Below are 20165 nucleotides of genomic sequence, written 5' to 3' on the forward strand. Positions count from 1 at the left end.
TAATTGCTAATTGGTAATTGGTAACTGATTTTCTATCCTATTACCTATTACCTATTACCTATTACCCTTTCCCTAATTTGAGAATTTGTGCTATCATTGCTAGGCTTTCTTCAAACAGTGCCTCATGGCCCCAGCGTTGTACCTGTTGACTCAGCAGCACTTCTGCTTTTTGTTCTGAAAGGGAAGTTACCTGCTCGAATAACCCAGTTGACTGAGCGCCACCTTGAGTTTCCATCCGCATACAACCGCCAGTTTCCGTACAGATCAAAGTACCGCAGTTAGCCTGGGGATTGGTAGAACTTAAGCGTAAAGCGATCAAGTCACCTGGAACTTCACCTACATCAGCAACAGGGACTCCTGCTAACTCAGCTTCTATTTGCCGTTGGTTATCAGCGGTAAAACTAACGCGGGTAATATCGTAATCTCCGCTTTCTACTTGATAAGAAACCGGATGCCAACTCAAGCGACTCGCCAACCAACCCAAAAACAGTAAGGCTTGGGCAGAGTTGCCTTTTTCATAATCAATATTAACTCTGTCAATTTCTACAAGAGCAGCACGACGCTGTGGTGGATCGTAAGCTTCTGCTGTTAATTCTTGCCATGCAGACAGGCGACGCCAGTTCAAGTCGGCCAAAGGTAGACCACTTTCCACCAATGCTTGTAAGCTGAGCAAATCTGTTTCTGGCTTGTTGAAATTACAAGAATCTACAATCACATTGTCACACACTGCCGCCAGTCGCTTAAAGAGACTATTGTTGGGGTCTGGTGTTGCTTTCCACCACAGAAACTTAGGTAAACCACCAATTGTTAATGCTGGCACCATACCACCAATTCGTTCTAAGGCAGCGGGGGTTCCGGTAAGAGTTATATATTCACAACAAACCAGAGTACTTGATGAACCTTTTTGGATCGGGCAATAGGCGGAGACTTGTGCCTTCACGCCTTCGTCTTCTCCCACCACTGGTAAGAGAGTAATAATGCGACAGGGGTTACGTAGAGCAATCTCATCAGCAATTCTGGGGCTTGTTGCATCTAAACCATGGGATGCAGTTGCACTATTTTCTGTCGCCCCACCCTTGTGACGTTTGGCAACTTCTTCTCGTAAGAGAGTTAAGGTTTCCTTTGTAGCTGTTCCAGTCTCTGTTAATCCATATTTTTTCTGTACTTCCCGCAGTGCTGCTTGTGTTTGCGGGCCAGGAATACCATCAATTGGGCCGTTGTAAAATCCCAAAGCTGCTAATAGATATTGAGTTTCCTCTGGTTCATAAACCACCAAAGTAAATGTAGCTGCCCGTGTCGCCGCCGGCAATGTACCATCCTCGCCGACGATACCGTAACTTTGCCAAATTTGACTTAGTTCCGCTTCAATATCTGTTAGGGAAACATCTTTGGGAGCCTGTAGTGAAAAAATAGTAGGAGCTTGGGGAGTCATAGAGGTTGAATGATGAATTATGAAGTATGAATAATGAAGTAGGGTAAGGGTTCAAGGGTAAAGGGTAAAGGTGTTTTTCCTTTCCCCATTCTCCTTTAACCTTTTCACTTCCTTTACAGTCTGCGCCAACGGCGACCATCTCTGTTGATTAATAATTCCGCTTCCACGGGTTCCCAGGTTCCGGCTTCATACTGGGGAATGGTTGTTGGATCTGTAGGTGCATCCCAAACAGAAAGGGCTGGTGTTACCACCTGCCAAGCTGCTTCTACTTCGTCTCCCCGTGTGAACAATGTTTGATCACCCATCATGCAATCCAAAAATAGGCGATCGTAAGCATCAGAAGTTGCTTCAATGCCAAAGGAACCATAACTAAAGTCCATATCAACCGAACGAGTACGGAAATCTGCCCCAGGCATTTTGACTTCAAACCGCAGAGAAATACCTTCGTTTGGTTGAATCCGCATTGCCAAAATATTAGCATTCATCTGTTGGGCTGCGGATTGAAACATCCGAGAAGGAACTTCGCGGAAGTGGATAGAAATTTCACTAACTTTTTTCGGCATTCGTTTACCAGTACGCAGGTAGAAGGGAACTCCTTGCCAGCGCCAGTTGTCCACAAGAAATTTCATCGCAACATAAGTAGGCGTGGTCGAGTTAGGATTGACTCCTGGTTCTTGTCGATACCCAGGCACTGGCTTTCCTTTCATCCAACCAGCGCTGTATTGTCCACGTACTGCTGAAAGGCTTAAATTGTTGATATCTGCTAAACGTGTAGCCTGAAGCACTTTTACTTTTTCAGTACGGACACTGTCGGCATCCATCGAGTTAGGAGGCTCCATTGCTGTCAGACAGAAAAGTTGCATTAGGTGGTTTTGCAACATATCCCGCAGTGCGCCTGAGGTTTCATAATAGCCAGCCCTGTCTTCTACTCCTACGGTTTCGGCGACAGTGATTTGGACGTGGTCAACAAAACGGCGATTCCACAACGGTTCAAAAATCGCATTAGCAAAGCGAAATACTAGCAAATTTTGAACTGTGTCTTTGCCTAAGTAGTGGTCAATACGGTATACCTGCTGCTCTTTGCAATATTTCTGCACTACTAAGTTAAGGCTCTTAGCAGAAGCTAAATCGCGACCAAAGGGTTTTTCGATGACCAGACGATGTTTGTAGGGATCATCCAGCATTCCCCCGGTTCCGAGTTGTTTGATTGCTTCTGCAAAGAAGTTGGGTGCAACCGAAAGGTAGAACATCCGATTTCCTCGGGTTCCTCGTTTTTCATCCAACTCCTGCAAAAAAGTCTTCAGCTTTTGGTAACTTTCAGGATTGTCTATATTACCTGAGCAGTAGAATAATCCTTGAGAAAAGTTCTGCCAGAGTTCCTCTGGACCAACACCGCCATGAACCTGTTCCATACCTTTTCGCATTTGTTCACGGAAGTATTCATGGGTCCAGTCTCGACGTGCTACGCCAACGATGGTTGTCTCTGGTGGAATGCGTCTCTCGCGTCTTAATTTATATAGTGATGGCACAAGTTTGCGCCAAGTAAGGTCTCCAGAAGCACCAAAGATGACTATAATCTGGGGTTCGGCCATCCCTTGTTGTTGCAGACCGACCCGCAAAGGATTTTCTAGCAGACTGACCATATGAATTTTAGATTTTAGGTTTGAGATGTTGGGATTTGTTAGTTGTTAGTAGTTAGTAGTTAGTGGTTGATTATTGACTACTAACCAATAACCACTAACTATTTCTTACACTGGTGACAACTGCTTGACTTTTTTTTCTAAAGAATTCATTAAGGATTGGAAGGGCTTGACAAATTTGTCAATTCCTTCTGTCAGCAGTTCATCCATCACTGTGTTGATGTCGATGTTCACGTCTGGATCTTTGAGGCTTTCCATCAGGTTGTAAGCCTCCTCTAGATTGGTTTCCAGCCGATTAGCAACATTGCAGTGATCGGCACAAGCCTCGATGGTTGCTGGTGGTAGGGTGTTAACGGTGTCCGGGCCAATTAACTCATCAACATACATGACGTCGCTGTAGTTGGGGTCTTTGGTGCTGGTACTAGCCCACAGCAGGCGCTGTACTTTTGCACCTTTGACCACCAAAGCTTGCCAACGATCGCTTTGCACAATCTTTTTATATTCTTGATAAGCAATCTTTGCGTTAGCGATCGCTACTTTTCCTTTAATTGCTTTTAGCTTGGCTTCAACATTGGGATCATCAACGCCTTTGGCTAGTTTGGCATCAATTTTACCGTCAATGTTGCTGTCAATTCGGCTCAGGAAGAAGCTAGCTACAGAAGCAATTTTGCTGATATCCTGGCCTTGGGCTGCCCGTTTTTCTAAGCCGCGAATATAAGCCCAAGCAGTGTTGATATAGCTTTGTACGGAGAACAGCAGCGTAATATTAACATTGATTCCCTCGGATATTACTTGCTCAACTGCTGGTAAACCTGGTTCTGTACCAGGTATTTTAATCATGACATTTTCCCGACCAATTTCTTGGAAGTAGCGGCGAGCCTCAACAATTGTGGCTTCTGTATCGTGAGCAATTGTTGGTGGTACTTCGATGCTGACGTAACCATCCAACCCATTCGAGGCTTCATAAACTGGGCGCAAAATATCACAGGCATCGCGGATATCTTTGAAAACCAGTGATTCGTAGATTTTGTAAGTTGGCAATCCAGCCCGAACTCCGGCTTCGATATCGCGATCATACATGGCATTATTAGCGATCGCTTTTTCAAAAATAGTAGGATTAGAAGTAATCCCACAAATACCTTTATTTTCCACCAAGTCTTTCAATTCACCAGACTTAATAATGTCACGGCTCAAATTATCCATCCAGATACTCTGACCGTAATTTTTTATCTCTAATAAATGATTTGTCGTCATTATTTTTCCCTCCTGCTTGTTCTCTTTTTTAGAGAAATTTGTCATACCGAGTTAGTTCTTGGTTGTTAGTTGTTAGTTGTTCGGTTGTACTTGCCAAACAACAAACATCAAACAACAACCAACAATTACTAATGCCCGTTCTGAATAAAAGACTCTACTTTCGCAACATCCTCTCTACTACCAATAATCAGAGGTGTACGTTGATGCAGTTTCTTTGGTATTACGTCCAAAATGTTCTCATGTCCGGTTGTTGCTCGACCACCTGCTTGCTCAATCACATAAGCAAGGGGAGCTGTTTCATAAAGTAAGCGTAGTTTACCTTCTGGTTTTTGAACAGTTCCAGGATAAAGAAATACACCACCTTGGATTAGCACCCTGTGGATATCGCTAACCATTGCTCCGCTGTAACGAGCCGTATATCCTTCTGTACGATGAACGTAGCGGATATATTCGCGAATCGATTCATCCCATTGCCAGAAGTTCCCCTCGTTGACGCTATATACTGGGCCGTGGCTAGGAATTTGGATATTCTCTTCTGTGAGAATAAACTCTCCTAAACTAGGGTCAAGGGTAAAAGAATGAACGCCTCTTCCTATAGTATAGACCAGCATTGTACTGGGGCCATACAGGATGTATCCAGCAGCAATTTGCTTACGTCCTGATGCTAGTAAATCTTTTGCCGAACCATCAAGATCTTCCCCTTCCTGTTGACGAATCGAGAAGATAGAACCCAAACTTAAATTTATGTCAGTATTGGATGAGCCATCAATGGGGTCATACAAAAGAGTGTAGCGACCAATCGGACAGTTTTCGGGGATATAGTATGGATTTTCCATTTCTTCGGAAGCCAAGCGGCATACTAACCCGCTTTGCTTGAATACCGCGATAAACACATTATTAGCGTAGACATCCATTTTTTTCACGGATTCACCTTGGACATTAGTCTCACCTGTAAATCCGAGAACGCCTTCCATTAAACCAGCGCGACTGAGGTGACGGGCAATGAGTTTGCCAGCCAAGGCAATCCGATTCATCAACGCACTTAAATCCTGAGCCTGTGGCGAAAAAGTCTGGAGTTGTTGCAGGACGTGACGGGATAAAGTAGTACAATCACGATCTAAGCTGCGCTCTGCTGTAGCGTCTTTGATAGACTGCTCTAAAGATTCTGCCGCTTTAGTCATTATTTTTATCCTCCATAGCAAATAGCTATTTATTGGGTTGCTCCCGTGCCTTGCAACTTGTGGTTGCTGCCTCTATCTTAGAAAGGTAATTTGACAATTCAGATGTGACTTTAGACAAACTAAAGAAATCAACATTTTATGGCTCTCAACTAAGGTTATTTGCTTATTTGAAATGATGTTGCCAGGAAAAATTACCTAGTCTTACAAGTAATCTAAATTTATTGACAATACACCAGTCATTAGTCATTCTGACTAATGACTATTCACAAAAAATAAAATAACTGACTGGTCGCGATCTTTATCAGAAGTCACAACTAGTCAGCTATTTTGCTACTATTGGCTTTGAGTCGATTTATTGCTTTTTAGTTACTTGCCGTAACTTATACCTTGCCTAAAAAGTAAGCAATTTGCTATTATGATTTCTCATCGATTTAAAAAAATTACCTTTTTGCCCAACTGCTACCTCGTCGGTTATCCTCCCTTGGTCTTGCTTTGTTGACTTTGAGTTGACGACCCATCCACTCAGCGCCATCCAATTCTGTAATCGCTGCTTCTTCTTGGGCGTCTTCATTCATTTCCACAAACGCAAACCCGCGCAGTCTACCTGTATCGCGGTCAGTTGGTAACACAACTCTTTTAACCTGGCCGTATTCGGCAAAAACAGCTTTCAAGTCTTCTTCGGTAGCGCTGTAGGAGAGATTGCCAACGTAAATAGTCATTTGGATCACGTAAGTCTCAATCGGAGGCGGCAAATTCAGCTCAAAAGATAGTTAATAGGGACGAAAAGAATTTCGTTGGGTCTGATTAACAATGGCGGATACCATTGCTGGTAACCAGCCAATCATTCAGGCTAAACTTTCGCGTACGCTCATATGATAACCGATCTTGACATTTTTTAAAGTATGGGATTTTACAAACCCCTTTAATTTCAAATCAGTCTCTCTTATATGTGGAGTTTGGCTTATGGAAAAGTGGGTTTAGTTTGATAATTATTCATGCTTATTGAATTAAATATACCTATTTGTGTAGATGCGGGATTTGCCTATTTCTGAATGAGCTAAAATGCGAAAAAATAACACCTGTGGGCTAATTGTTGTCTAGACTACAATTTATCTGAGATCGCACTTAGCCTACAAAGTATATTTAGATATTAACTATCATTAGTTATTTGTCATTTGTCGTGATGCAAAACTTTAGAGTAGAATGACCAATAACTAATGACTGTTTTTTTATTCAATCGCGATCGATTGAGGGCCACTAGGCTTACCGTTGTTTTGTTCAACTGTAGAAGTTGTATGAATATTTGAGCCAGTCTGTTGATTCAGCCAGCTTTTAACAGGATCATCAGCAAGATTGAGTCGCAGCACCCCTGAGAAGAAGCCTCCCATAAATGATATTGGATGCTGGGCTAATTGTTGAAAAATAGGTGTCAGTTCATCAACAAACATATTTATAGTCTCCTAAATTGCCTGAATTATTCTCATACAATGTGACTTTTACTTAATCGTAGCGCGTAAGATCAAACTTGTTAGGAAGGAGAAAAAAGTATAAATGCTGACCTTTATTATTATAGTAAATTTGACTTGATAGAAATGCGATCGCATTCATACCAATTTTAATTTGAGATTGAAAGCATTTGCTGAAAGACTGTTCCTTTGAAAACCAAGTAAAATTAATAATCTCTCAAAATTACAAAAATAGGAAGAAGGCAAGCAATCTAAATTCTTCCTTCTTCCTAGTAACCAGGTGAACTAATTAATTAGGATTTTCCTCAGGCAACATACACTTATCAGAATCACAGCCAGCGGGTCCAACTTCCATTAATTCACCAAAATCATAACGACTCAATGCGGTGTGAAAATCATGCGTTTGACGACGCATTTTTACTTCTTGCATTAGCTCCTCATACCGCTCTTTTGTAATTGGTTCAAAAGGCAAACGTGGAAAAGTTTGATGATCGTCAAACCGTGCTAAAAGAGCAGCACTGATGTATCCTTCATCGTCACGAATAGTTTCGTATATACGAGTTCCCAAAGCTTCTATTTCTTGCTCTCGCAACTCAATCGTAGCAGAGGTGTTATGTGTCACATAAAATTTCTGCACTTGCATGTAGAAATCCATTTGAGATAAGGCGCTAAATTTACTAATGTCAACTTCATCAGCACCTGGTAAATCCGCCCAAGGTACGGCGACAGGAATTTCCACCAACCATTCACTTACCCTAGAATCAAAGGGATCATTTAACAAATTACCCTGTTCATCCTTATCAGATTGAGAAGGTATGACATTATAACCATAGTCAATACATGCTAAGGCTACAGGGTCATTTTTGCGGAAAGTGATTCTACGAATAAATCTTTGGGCTTTGGGAGGATGCCATCCTGGAGAAGCACCAGTCAACAAAGATTTAGTGCCACTAGGTTGGACTGTGGTGCAACGATTTGGACGCTTAAGATTGTGCTTTGCACAATAATCCCAAACAACTCGATGCACAATATCTTTCCACGTACTCAAATATTTTTCTTCTTGACGCTTAAATGCCAATCCTTGAGCAGTATTTGGTCTTCCTTGGGCCCACCAATGTAACCAATCAACCCCAAAAGCATGAACAAAGAAATCAAATAAACCAGTGAAAGAAACGCCGACAATCGGGTCAAGTTCACGGGCTTCTTGATAGCGTGGTTCTTGGAATTTGTGATGCAAAAGAGCAGCTACAAATAATGCACCCGCAGTAAAAGCTTCTTCCTGTTCTTTATAGTTATGTGGGTCAATTTGATTGAGATGTACCTCTGACAAATTACAGTGGAAGTTACTACCAATAATTTCACCACACGGATTCAAACCAAATCTAGCCAAACGATGTTCCAGTTCACGCTCATCAAGGTTAGGATAGTGTTCCTGCAACCACTGTTTGGCAGTACCTTGTTGATAAGCTTGTAAAAATTCAGTTTTCAAGCTGGGGGTAGACAGTAAATCACAGTTAGCTCTGGCTACAGCTTCACCAGCCCATTGAATTGCACCTTCACCACTGTAGTACTGTTTACGAACAGCATCAACACATTCTTCTAATGTTGGTTTGGAGTGAAAAACTCTGGTATGGTTCGCCATGCGCAGTGAATCCCGTTCTGGATCAATACGCCAGTTACCGTTTTCATCCTGCTGCCAGAGGTTTGCTTTGGCATCGGCAAACAAATTATCATCACTGTTGCCTTGACGCATCCCAGCGCTGTTATGTGTCAGATAACCATCACAGTAGAAACAATGAGCTTCTTCGACTTCAATGTCGTAAGTTTGGACATAATCGTAACTGCCTAGTCCTTTGACTGTAACGGGAATATCTAGTGAAGTATCCGCCTCAGCAACGTAGCGTTCATAGTTGGCATCAACAGAACAAGAACCCTGAAATCCCATTTCCCGCATTTCACTGTAAGTGTCAGCTTCCCGCATAATTGTTCCTGGCACGGTGCAGCCATACATTTTCAGTCCTTGTTTGATTTCTCCTTTGACGCTGTGGGGAGCTATCAAAGCGTTGTAACGCTCTTTTAATGCTGGAATTGTGAGGTTGTATTTAGCCTGCCATCTCTTTTGTTGAGGATAAACAATGTTAATTCTACCGGCAATTCCTAGACTGGATAAAACTGCTGCAACTTGCCTAATAAATGAGCGGTAAACTGTAGTGATGAGGTGAGGTGGGCGGTTATTAACAGCACCGTCACTATCCATCAATCCTGCTAGGTAGGCAGATCTAATATCTACTGAACCCTGCAAGATAAAATTAGGGACTTGCAAAGGAATATTAGGCTGCTTAATGTAGCGATAAAAATATTCTGCGAAGCGAATAGAGGAACAGACAGATTTAGCAGTATTTTCGCCTTTGACACAGGTGTGAGTTGCACTTAGTCCAAATAAAGCCAATGCTGCATCTATTTTTGTTTGAATTCTAGGTAGAAGTTCCCCATACTCGCCGTTCATTGCCCATTCTACGCGACCATAGGGCTTTCCATACTTGTTACGACCAAGAGCAATATAGCCCTGGGCGTGGGTAAATCCAATCAACCAAGCGATTTCCGGTGTTAGATCAGGAATAATAAATGATTTGACATTTCGACTTTGAGTTGGTCTTTCTTGTGTAAAGTCAGGGGGTAGGTGAGTTACTGTACCAGGTAAGACTTGTGTATTGTGTAATAGGCGATCGCCTTCTACAAGACTTGCTATTGGCTTCCAAGTAATTCCCCCTTTAGCATCTGTAAGAACTGCTTGTCTGTGGTTTAAAGTCCCTCTGGGATAAGTGGCATTGGTTTCTATCTCATAAACTTCCTGAAAGCCTTGGTCAAATTTATCAACCACTCGTCTGAATCCCAAGGGGGTTTGTACTAAGTCACCTACTTGGATATCACGTATGGGAACCAGACCTTGGAAAGTATGAACCAAGGCATCTTCAGGTAAACAGCGTCTGATATTACCTGCAACAATTGTTACAGCAGCTTCGTCAATTAACAGACAACACTCTACAGAATTTAATTGACGCCCTACTGCTTTATTGAGGATAGAAGCGCAGCGCTGATACAGTCCAGGTAATTTTACGGGATTAGCAACTCCTCCAAAGCCATTGAGAACTTCTCCAGCTTGGCGTACATCGCTGATATCAACAATTACTTGTACTTCTTGTGTAAATCTTTCATCAGTGGAGAGTTCCAGTAAACTCTGATATGATTGCACCCAGCCTTGGCGGCTGTCTCCTACATAGATGGTAACGCGGTGAGAATCTGTATCTATTTTGACTTCTGTAAATTCACGCCGTTCTAAACGGGGAGTAAAACCAATTTCTCCCTGTATAGTTACATTTAAACGATTACGAATAGGGGGCAATTGGTTGATGTATTTTGGTTCTAAAACTGCTCCAGTACCGCAGCCCATCATCGCCAAGTCCATAATTAAACCGAAAGCACTCCAGTTCTGGAGGTTGGTAGAAGTGCAGTTGTAAGCACCAGAAAAATTCTGTGGCTTGGCTATCCAGTCTGTGCCACCAACCCACAACCAGCGCCCACTGGGTAAAGCTTTCAAGTTACGCTGCATCCGCTCGAGAATTTCAACCTCTTGTGGTTGCAGTTTTCCTAAGTTAATTAAACCCCCTAAAGTGCGATCGCATACCTGCTCCCATGTCTCCCTTGTTTGTGCCTCTCTACGGCGGCTGTAAGTTCTAAAAAACACTGGGTAGGCCGCTGGGGCTGTTTCTGGAAAGTTTGCCAAAAGGCGTTTTCGTTCAAGCTCTCGAACCATAAATCAAGCCTTGTTGCTCTCTAGTCAGATTAAGACTATACGTCAACTAGTCGCGGGGGTCAAAGGTTGAAAAAAGGATCAATTTGCGCTAAGTTTATCTCCACGAGTAATTCTCAATCTTGATAAGCTTAATTGTGTGTAATATCCCCAATATAAAATAATTAATATTTTCAATTTTAACAGCAAATTTAAGTCTTTAGACATATTTTTTTCTGCTTGTAAAAGCTAGAATAGACGCGGTTTTCATCCTTCTGTTGTTCGCAGTCAATTACAACAGCCTGAAACCGTAACATGAAATATTTTAAGTTTATTGACAAATTATAAAATAATTGTTTTCAAAGTAAAAACCTTTGTTTTCTTAAAAAAGATTTTTTAAGATATTGAGGACTTACGCAAAAACCCTCTGAAAGCCTCTTTCCTTTGCGTTCTTTGCGTCCTTTGCGGTTCATTTTACCGTGACCACTGCATAAGTCCTAATATTAATATTTGGAAATTTTAGATCTTTCAAAAAATATTAAAAAAATAAGAGAATTGATTGCCAAAATATGTTAATTGAAATATATTCATTTTTTATTAGATTTTCAATACAAAATCTGAAATAACCCGAGAAGTAATAATACTGAGTAACTAAAATTAAATATCTACTGTAGTATAGATATGTTCAAGATGAATGATAGATGTAGCAGTATTTTGCCTACTTTCAGCAAAAATTCGGTTTTCCTCAAAATATTTTTTTTATAAATTGAAATTAATTATATGTAATTCTAGTCTATGAATAATGGAACATATAGAAAAGGAGATTATGTAATTTTTCTTCTGCCACGAGTGAGAAAACAAAGTGTGTACAGACTCTGACAATAGGTGTTTGTCAGATGCCATTGGTTAGACATATACTTATGATTGAAAATACTTTACTATCTTATAGCACTAGTATTTTTGCACTTGCATAAATCAGAGTGCGATCGCAAACAGTTTGTGAAACAAATATATTTTCGCAACTTGTTTAGTGAGATAATTAGATTGTGAGGAAAAGAGCGGAAATACGTTAATTGTAAAGGGGGAAATATGAAAACCAAAATTTTGGCTGCTCTAACTTTAGTAGCTCCCCTGTTCTTCACTGGCGCAGTTAGTGCCAATAATCCGCAGCACATACAAAAGCTGTTATCAACTGGGGAATGTCAAGGGTGTAATCTATCAGGAGCAGACCTCAGGGGCGCTCACCTAATTGGTGCTGATCTCAGAGGCGCAAATCTCCAAGGTGCTAACCTGGAAGGAGCAAATCTTGAGGGTGCTGACCTGACGGGTGCAAATTTGGCAGGTGCTAACTTAAAGTCAGCTTTTGCGACCAATGTTAATTTCAAAAATGCCAATCTCAACGGTGTCAACTTTACTAGTGCCACAATTTTAGATTCCAATGTACATGGCGCTTCAATGAATGACCTTAATATCACCAATGCTGAAATCTACAATACTGGAATAGGTATTGGTGGTGACAGTTCTCATATTCCTGATTGGGACTAAATTAGGTGTATATCCATGCACATCAGGTAAGAAAGTTTTAACCGATAATTAATGCGGCGCAAGTCCCTGAGTTCAGGCATGGGGCTTGCGCCGCGTTTGCGTTTTAATCAATACTTATTACTAACGGAAATGCGATCGCCAAATTCTTCGTTATAACCTTCTTCACCGTGTTCGCTGATATCCATACCTTGCATTTCTGCTACTTCTTTCACACGTAGACCAACTGTAGCATCAATCAGCTTCAGAATGACGAAGGTTCCCACACCAGCAACAACATAGGCGATCGCAATTGCTGCTAGTTCAACTAGTAGTTCTCCTGGATTACCGTAAAGTAAACCATTTTTTCCGGCCGAGTTCACTGCCGTGGTAGCAAAAACTGCTGTCAAAATTGCACCTACCGTTCCACCCACGCCATGTACAGGATAAGTATCTAGGGCGTCATCAATTTGTATTTTGTGCTTAAAGCTAACAGCATAAAAGCAAACAAAAGTCGTGATACTGCCAATTAAAATTGCTGCAACTGGTGTGACAAAGCCAGCGGCGGGAGTAATACCTACTAAACCAGCAACTGCTCCTGTAGCTGCACCAACTGCGGTTGGTTTACCACGTAGAACTTTTTCTAAAATCAACCAAGTTAATGCTGCTGCTGCTGCCGAAGTATTAGTGTTAACAAAGGCTATTGTCGCTAAGCTACCTGAAGCAAGAGCGCTACCAGCATTAAAGCCAAACCAGCCAAACCATAACAACCCAGCACCTAACAAAATGAAGGGAACATTGTGAGGAGGGCTGAGACGATCAGGAAAGGTTTTGCGAGGGCCAAGAACGATCGCAGCCACTAGGGCAGAAACTCCAGAACTAATGTGAACAACTGTACCACCTGCAAAGTCGAGGGCGCCTAAGCCGCCTGCTAAGCCAATTAATCCACCTTTCCCCCACACCATATGGGCCAGAGGAGAATAAACGAAAGTAGACCACAGCAGTACAAATAAACTATAAGCAGTGAAACTCATTCGTTCAGCGATCGCCCCAGAGATCAACGCTGGGGTGATAATGGCAAACATGGCTTGGTAAATCATGAATGCCAGGTGTGGAATTGTTGGTGCATAAGAAACGAAATCAGCGGGATTCGACCCTTTGAGATAATCTGTGATTTCTGTGCCAACACCATTTAAACCCAGCCACTGTAAACCACCAATAAACGGATTTCCAGGCGCAAAGGCAAGGCTATAGCCCCATAAAATCCAAGTTACTCCCACAATTCCCATAAGTACGAAGCTCATCATCAACGTATTGAGAACGTTGCGAGAACGTACGAACCCACCATAAAAAAAGGCAAGTCCAGGAGTCATTAGCAACACTAAAGCTGCCGATATCAGCATAAATGCTGTGTCCGCAGCAGTTTGAGCATTAGAAATTGCTGTATTCACATCTATGGGTGCAGCTAAAGCGTTGCCTATAAGCGGTCCTGCTAGAAGCACTAGAGCGATCGCCCCAATCATCACAACTTTCTTCAACACTTGTTTTTTGTCCCTTTCCGCCAATATTTTGAGACTATTACGTACATTCATTTGAGTAATTTTTAATACGATTTTCTGTATTAAAATTGACTCAAATTTAGTAAGTTTTAAGACATTCCTCAAAATATACTTCTTTTAGTAGTTGGCAGGGCTTCAAATTTTATGCATTTATGCATTTTTTGCATAGTTTTTATATAAGACGAAAAAAACTCTGACTTTTCGCTGTTTCAATACTACGATATGGCGCGTAGGTTCCTTCTTCCTCTACTCTCTAGCTTCTAGCTTGAAAATAAAAGTTTGGTAAAAACGCAAAATGACGAGTATGTGGCTGAAGTCTTTCAATGGCGACAGTCTAAAGTTGAAAGTTGATGGATATTCTAAACAGCGATCATAACAGCCTCGACAGGAACTTGATAACCAAGCTTCTCCTAATGTTTAATCAAGCCTTTTTTGACACTTTCAGGTCGTTGTTTGTCAAAATAGTCAGCGCCTAAATCTTTGTTTATATCCACTTTTAAACAGCTAGTTTTAAATATGTGGCAATTTTAAAATGGTAAAAAAGGAATCAATTTCTTCTTCTTCGACAACTTGATATCAGAATAAATTCGACTTACAGTTCTAGAATCGGGAGGATTGGGTTGTTTAAAATCACTGCCAAGCATTTCGTACAAAGCTTGGGAAGCATTAACCTTTGGATTGAGAGAAAATAATACTTGAGCGCTATAATGACTGCAACCAATACCCCTGCGTTCCACAGCACAAATTACAGGTTGAGCATTTAATTTGTCATTGGTTAAGTAATTAGCACGACCATCCGTATAAAGTTTTTGCAAAGTTTTAGCAGCATTTTCACAGTTTTTTAAAGCTTCTTGGGATGAGAAATACTGAGACGGAAAACTTAGAATTGTCAAATCTCTTGCATTTGCTTGATCAGCAAAATTAACAATGACTGCTGGTACACTAGTATTTGTTCGACAAGTGATGTTCGTATTAGACGTGACTTGATTGGGTTGAGCAACAGCTTCTACAACTGGAGATGAAAAGACAGAAGCCATCCCTAACATAGTGACCCAACGTAGGGTTTTGTTCATAAAGTTACTTCCTTTAGTTGACTAAATTTTAAGTCTTAATATACTACTTTTTAGTTAAATTTACTTAAGCTTTACATAAAAAGAGAGCTTAAGTAAGTTTCAATAAAGTTCATCTGTATAATTTTATTTATTTTTCAAGATGAAACAGATTGCTCAGCAAATTTTTGTTATTAGCAGTACTGTTATTTGCTGTATTTTTGCAAGCAGTATTAGTCAGGCACAAATTTCCCCGGATGGAACGCTGCCAACAAATGTAAATCAAATTAATAATGTTTTTGAAATTACTGGAGGAACACAAGCTGGTAGTAATTTATTCCATAGCTTTAGACAATTTTCTGTTCCTAATGGCAGTGAAGCTTTTTTTAAAAATAGCGGGAACATAAATATTGTCAATATTATCAATCGCGTTACTGGTGGCTCAGTTTCTAAGATTGATGGATTAATTAAAGAAAATTACGGTGCAAATTTAATTTTGATTAATCCGAGTGGGATTAATTTTGGTTCTAATGCTCAATTGAGTATAGGCGGCTCTTTTTTAGGAAGTACAGCTAGTAGCCTTAAGTTTGCTGATGGCACAGAATTTAGTGCTACGGATATTCAAAATTCTCCCTTATTAACAATTAGTGTTCCAGTTGGTTTGCAATTTGGACAAAATCCAGCAGCAATCAATGTCCAAGGGCAAGGTCATAATTTATCTGTTGAAAGTCAAATTTTCTCACCTTTTACGAGGGGGAAAACTGCTGGTTTGCAAGTACAGCCTGGTCAAACTTTAGCGTTAGTAGGGGGGGATATCGTCTTAGATGGCGGTGTTCTCACAGCCGAAGGAGGACGTCTAGAGTTAGGCAGTGTGGGTGGGAATTCTTTAGTTAGTCTGCTTGCTAATCCTGGTCAGGCTTGGAGTTTGGGCTATCAAGGAGTGCCTAGTTTTAAAGATATTGAAATGCGATCGCGCGCAATCTTAGATACGAGTGGTACTGGTAGCGGTTCCATCCAATTACAAGGCAGAAACATCACGCTTCAAGATGGATCAGCTGTATTAATTCAAACCCAGGGAACAGAATCAGCAGGAAACATCGACATCAATGCATCCGAGTCTTTGCAACTGGTTGGTACCACAGCAGATGGGCAGATTTCTACTAACATCTTCGCCGAAACAATTGGGGGCGGCAAAAGTGGGAATATTAACATAACCACTCCACGCTTAGTTGTTCGAGATGGAGCTGTTATATCTGCTGCTACCTACACTTCTGCACCAAGTGGTAATGTCACCATCAATGCTCCTGAATTTGTAGAAGTCAATGGATTTTCCCCTGTAAACCCAAATCGTTTTAGTACTATTTCTGCTGCCACCTACAGTATTGGGAATGCGGGAACACTCACAGTTTCAACCAAACGCCTCACAGCAACAGATGGAGGAAACATTGCATCGATCACGGCCGGAACTGGTTCTGGTGGAAATGTAGTTGTGAATGCATCTGAATTGGTGGAACTAATCGGAGTAGCACCGTTAGTCTTTGCACCCAGTCAAATCACAGCGGGAACAGGAGGCCCAGGCCCAGCAGGTAATGTCACAATTAATACTCAGCGCTTAGTTGTCAAAGATGGAGGTAGAGTAGATGCTTCTACCTTGGCTAGTGGCCCTGCCGGAAGTATTACAATCAACGCCAAGGATTCTGTAGAAGTTAGTGGCACAGTACCAGGTTCAGTCAATCCCAGTCTGATTATCTCCTCGGCAAACATCGTCGATCCCGCCTTGCAGCTTATATTACGACTGCCTCCCATACCTTCTGGAGCCTCTGGCAGCGTAACAATTAATACAGGGAAATTAAGTGTGACAGATGGTGCTCTCGTGACAGCAAGCAATCAAGGATCAGGAATCTCCGGTAGGATCAAAATTAATGCTCAGTCTGTTTTTCTTGATGGTGGGGGCATTACATCAGAATTGGGAGGAACTTTTACAGCAGGACAGGTTAAGTTATTTTCTCCTTTCACCATTGGCGGTAACATGGGTGGAGATATTGATATTTCAGCCCAGCAGTTAACTGTTCAGGGAGGGGCTGGTATTTCCACTGCTAGCTTTACGAATGCAGCAGGTGGTAATGTCAATATAGATGTCTCAGGCTTAGTGCAAGTAGACGGGTTTGCAGCTTTTAATCCGAGCGCCCTTAGTTTTATTGGTAGTTCTACCTTTAGTTCCGGAAAGTCAGGAAATGTCAACATTTCCACTGGGCAGTTAAGGGTTCTCAATGGGGCTAGGATAGGTGCTGGTACTTTTGGAACTGGTTCTGGCGGAGACATGACCATTAATGCTACACAATCTGTAGAAGTCATCGGCAAAGAACCAAGCCAATCAGTAGGTAGCTTAATTGGTGTTTCGACTCTGAATAGTGGTAAAGGTGGCAACTTAACTCTCAACACACCAAAACTGATCGTTCAAGATGGAGGCAGAGTTGATTCTTCCACTGTTGCCAGTGGTTCAGCAGGGAGTGTGACAATTAATGCCTCTGAATTTGTAGAGGTAGATGGTGTTTCCAGTTTGATCAGTGCTGGTGCAAATGTTGAAAGTGAGATTACTCGACAAATTTTTAGACTACCTCCTGTACCTAGTGGCTCTTCGGGAGACTTGATAATTAATACACCACAGTTAAAAGTCACAAACTATGGAGAAGTGACAGCTAATAATGAGGGAACCGGCAATGCGGGCAGTGTGAAGATTAATGCTCGTTCTACCTTTTTGGATCAGGGAGGTAAGATCACGGCTGCAACCGCATCTGGTGAGGGTGGTAACATTTTCTTACAAACAGAGTCTTTAGAAATGCGCCACAGTAGCCAGATTTCTGCGGAAGCAGGCGGCAGTGGTAACGGTGGTAACATAACGATTACTGGCTTCAGTCCTGCTGATTTTGTTGTGCTGCTAGAAGGTAGCAAAATTACTGCTAACGCATTTCAGGGTAGAGGAGGAAATATCAGCATTAATACACAAGCTCTGTTTGTGTGTCCAGAATGCCAGATTACTGCCAGTTCTCAGTTGGGAGTAGATGGCGAAATAGAAATACTGACACCGGATACTAGTACAAATCAAGAAGTTCTTGACTTACCACAACAGATTACTAAACCCGAAGAAGTGGTAGCACAAGTCTGTCCGGCAGAAAGAAAACAGGGACAGAGCGAGTTTATCATTACTGGGCGTGGAGGTTTACCACCCCGGCCAAGCGAACCACTCAGCAGTGAAGCATTGCTGAGTTTTGAATCTTCCCCCAGCCAAGCAACAAAAATTTCTGGTGCAGAAATCACTACTAACCCCAACCAAACTCAACAGTTACCAGCAATGGCTAGAGGTTGGTATGTTAACTCCAAAGGTGCAGTCATCCTCACAGCAGCTACCCCCACACCTATCCCCTACGGTTCTGGATTAAGTTCATTGTCATGTTAATCAAAAAGAAGTCACTGAGATCTAAACAGGTGGGGATATGGGAACGCAAAGACATAAAAATACTAAAAATACAGGGACAAAAATTCTCTTCATCTACCATCCTTTCCCTACTTTCCCTACTACCTCTAATCCCCCTACTCTCCAATACATCTTCCGCCTGGGGACAACCAATTAATCCGGTGACACCAACACCAGAACAACCTAGTCCTACTACTCCCCTACCTCCTTTAGAAAAACCACTCCAGGTTCCACCGACAACACCACCAACCCCTGAGGAACTGCAAAATGTACCAGGGACAATTGTTGTGCAAAAGTTTGAGTTTATTGGTAGTACAGTTTTTAGTCAACAGGAGTTAGAGCAGGTGACGGCTGATTTTGTCGGGAAGCCGATCACTTTTGCAGAACTATTGCAAGCTGCGAACCAAGTCACGCAACTTTATCTTCAACAAGGGTATATCACCTCTGGAGCCTACATTCCCAGCCAAGAGATCCAATTGGGAATCGTCAAAATTCAGGTATTGGAAGGTAGTGTAGAAGACATCAAAGTCAACATTGTCAAAGGGCGGTTGCATCCTAATTACGTCCGCGATCGCATTGCTGTTGCTGGTTATAAACCACTAAATATTAATCGCCTGCAAGAAGCACTGCAATTGTTACAACTCAACCCGCGGATTGAAAGATTAAATGCCGAACTGACTGCTGGCACTAAACCTGGTACTAATTCCCTAGAAGTAACAGTTGTCAGTGCAGACACCTTTAACACCCGTCTGATTCTAGATAATCATCGCAATCCCAGCATTGGCAGTTTTGAGCGGGGTATAGACATGTCAGAAGCCAGTCTTTTGGGATTAGGAGATGAATTTACTTTTGGTTATCGCAACACCGATGGGAGCAACAGATTTGAGGGTAGTTATACTTTCCCAGTCAATCCCCGTAATGGCACTGTCGGTTTCAACTACCGCATCACCAACAACAAAATCATCGAGGCACCTTTTGATCCATTAGATATTAAAGTCAACTCTCGCGAGTACGAATTCACCTTTCGTCAACCAGTTATTCAAAAAGCAACCCCCAAACTCAGTCAAGAACTTGCCCTTGGTTTTGGGTTTGCCAGACGGGAAACCAACTCCTCGATTCTGGGAGTAGACTTTCCTGTCTTCCCAGGCGCAGACAACGAAGGAGAAACCCGCATTTCAGAATTATCCTTCACTCAAGAATGGTTGCAGCGTGGCAATCAAGCCGTCCTTGCTGCCAATTCAGAAATTAGCTTGGGTATCGGTGCTTTTAATGCCACTGTTGCTGACGACGAGCCGGATAGTCAATTTTTAGTCTGGCGCGGACAAATGCTATACTTGCGCCGCCTGGCACAAGCAACACCCCCATCACCAATCAGTCCTACCCTGCTGGTGCGTTCCAGCGTGCAATTAGCCAGCGATTCTCTAGTTCCCATTGAGCAGTTTAGTGTCGGCGGACCCACAACCGTACGAGGCTACCGTCAAGATGCTTTAGTTACAGATAATGGCATTCTTGCCTCCATAGAAACACGTATACCAGTCTTCCAGCTACCAGAAGCCAAGGGAACTTTACAAATCGCACCATTTATTGATTTTGGCATTGGTTGGAACACAGGTAGAGACACTCCAGATTCAAATACCTTGGTGGGTTTAGGATTTGGTTTACTTTGGCAGATGGGAGAAAAATTTTCCGCTCGCTTGGACTGGGGTATTCCCTTAATCGATATTCCCAATTCGCGGGGAGACACCTGGCAAGAAAACGGCATGTATTTTCAATTAGAATACAAACCATTTTAAAGAGA

12 protein-coding genes are annotated in these 20165 nt (G+C 42.0%); 3 read left to right on the plus strand and 9 right to left on the minus strand.

The features are described from left to right. Window positions 1–61: 61 nt before the first annotated feature. The 7 genes from opcA to nrdJ form a co-directional block, all read right to left on the minus strand. Window positions 62–1432, minus strand: coding sequence for a glucose-6-phosphate dehydrogenase assembly protein OpcA (gene opcA, locus NIES592_RS22235; RefSeq protein ID WP_073556922.1), 1371 nt, complete (start codon window positions 1430–1432; stop codon window positions 62–64). Window positions 1433–1545: 113 nt separating this feature from the next. After that, window positions 1546–3075, minus strand: coding sequence for a glucose-6-phosphate dehydrogenase (zwf, locus tag NIES592_RS22240; RefSeq protein ID WP_073556923.1), 1530 nt, complete (start codon window positions 3073–3075; stop codon window positions 1546–1548). Between the two features lie 105 nt (window positions 3076–3180). Further along, entirely contained in the window at window positions 3181–4326 is a 1146-nt protein-coding gene (gene tal / locus NIES592_RS22245; protein ID WP_062244633.1) for a transaldolase, read from the minus strand. 128 nt (window positions 4327–4454) lie between these two features. Then, window positions 4455–5507: a class 1 fructose-bisphosphatase gene (gene fbp / locus NIES592_RS22250; protein ID WP_062244636.1), complete on the minus strand. Its 1053-nt coding sequence runs from the start codon at window positions 5505–5507 to the stop codon at window positions 4455–4457. Between the two features lie 440 nt (window positions 5508–5947). Further along, complete coding sequence (locus NIES592_RS22255; protein WP_062244638.1) at window positions 5948–6226, minus strand: RNA recognition motif domain-containing protein; 279 nt, start codon at window positions 6224–6226, stop codon at window positions 5948–5950. A 510-nt stretch (window positions 6227–6736) separates the two neighbouring features. Continuing rightward, window positions 6737–6955, minus strand: coding sequence for a hypothetical protein (locus NIES592_RS22260; protein ID WP_062244642.1), 219 nt, complete (start codon window positions 6953–6955; stop codon window positions 6737–6739). A 307-nt stretch (window positions 6956–7262) separates the two neighbouring features. Further along, the gene (gene nrdJ, locus NIES592_RS22265) at window positions 7263–10787 is read right to left on the minus strand and encodes a ribonucleoside-triphosphate reductase, adenosylcobalamin-dependent (RefSeq protein WP_073556924.1); all 3525 of its coding nucleotides are present in this window, start codon (window positions 10785–10787) and stop codon (window positions 7263–7265) included. Window positions 10788–11852: 1065 nt separating this feature from the next. Here nrdJ and NIES592_RS22270 point away from each other — a divergent pair. Next, window positions 11853–12308 carry a pentapeptide repeat-containing protein gene (locus tag NIES592_RS22270; RefSeq protein ID WP_062244648.1) on the plus strand — a complete coding sequence of 152 codons (456 nt, stop codon included), beginning with the start codon at window positions 11853–11855 and terminating at the stop codon, window positions 12306–12308. A 107-nt stretch (window positions 12309–12415) separates the two neighbouring features. Here NIES592_RS22270 and NIES592_RS22275 read toward each other — a convergent pair whose 3' ends face one another. Then, a complete protein-coding gene (locus NIES592_RS22275; RefSeq protein WP_178379608.1) occupies window positions 12416–13807 on the minus strand; it encodes an ammonium transporter in 1392 nt (463 codons plus the stop codon). Window positions 13808–14370: 563 nt separating this feature from the next. Beyond that, on the minus strand, window positions 14371–14916 hold the full coding sequence (locus NIES592_RS22280) for a COP23 domain-containing protein (protein WP_062244651.1): 546 nt from the start codon (window positions 14914–14916) through the stop codon (window positions 14371–14373). Window positions 14917–15055: 139 nt separating this feature from the next. Between NIES592_RS22280 and NIES592_RS22285 the strand changes: the two genes are divergently transcribed. Both NIES592_RS22285 and NIES592_RS22290 read left to right on the plus strand, forming a co-directional pair. Further along, window positions 15056–18349 (plus strand): two-partner secretion domain-containing protein, encoded by a 3294-nt coding sequence (locus tag NIES592_RS22285; RefSeq protein WP_073556925.1) that lies wholly within the window; start codon window positions 15056–15058, stop codon window positions 18347–18349. Then, on the plus strand, window positions 18343–20160 hold the full coding sequence (locus tag NIES592_RS22290; protein WP_073556926.1) for a ShlB/FhaC/HecB family hemolysin secretion/activation protein: 1818 nt from the start codon (window positions 18343–18345) through the stop codon (window positions 20158–20160). The genes NIES592_RS22285 and NIES592_RS22290 overlap by 7 nt, the downstream gene beginning before the upstream one ends. Window positions 20161–20165: the final 5 nt, after the last annotated feature.

It is taken from the genome of Fischerella major NIES-592 (assembly GCF_001904645.1).
GTDB lineage: Bacteria > Cyanobacteriota > Cyanobacteriia > Cyanobacteriales > Nostocaceae > Fischerella > Fischerella thermalis.

Coding starts and splice junctions, on each gene's coding strand:
- fbp (WP_062244636.1), bottom strand. CDS start 5,507: ATGACTAAAGCGGCAGAATCTTTAGAGCAGTCTATCAAAGACGCTACA.
- NIES592_RS22260 (WP_062244642.1), bottom strand. CDS start 6,955: ATGTTTGTTGATGAACTGACACCTATTTTTCAACAATTAGCCCAGCAT.
- tal (WP_062244633.1), bottom strand. CDS start 4,326: ATGACGACAAATCATTTATTAGAGATAAAAAATTACGGTCAGAGTATC.
- zwf (WP_073556923.1), bottom strand. CDS start 3,075: ATGGTCAGTCTGCTAGAAAATCCTTTGCGGGTCGGTCTGCAACAACAA.
- NIES592_RS22270 (WP_062244648.1), top strand. CDS start 11,853: ATGAAAACCAAAATTTTGGCTGCTCTAACTTTAGTAGCTCCCCTGTTC.
- NIES592_RS22290 (WP_073556926.1), top strand. CDS start 18,343: ATGTTAATCAAAAAGAAGTCACTGAGATCTAAACAGGTGGGGATATGG.
- NIES592_RS22255 (WP_062244638.1), bottom strand. CDS start 6,226: ATGACTATTTACGTTGGCAATCTCTCCTACAGCGCTACCGAAGAAGAC.
- NIES592_RS22280 (WP_062244651.1), bottom strand. CDS start 14,916: ATGAACAAAACCCTACGTTGGGTCACTATGTTAGGGATGGCTTCTGTC.
- NIES592_RS22275 (WP_178379608.1), bottom strand. CDS start 13,807: ATGATTGGGGCGATCGCTCTAGTGCTTCTAGCAGGACCGCTTATAGGC.
- NIES592_RS22285 (WP_073556925.1), top strand. CDS start 15,056: ATGAAACAGATTGCTCAGCAAATTTTTGTTATTAGCAGTACTGTTATT.
- opcA (WP_073556922.1), bottom strand. CDS start 1,432: ATGACTCCCCAAGCTCCTACTATTTTTTCACTACAGGCTCCCAAAGAT.
- nrdJ (WP_073556924.1), bottom strand. CDS start 10,787: ATGGTTCGAGAGCTTGAACGAAAACGCCTTTTGGCAAACTTTCCAGAA.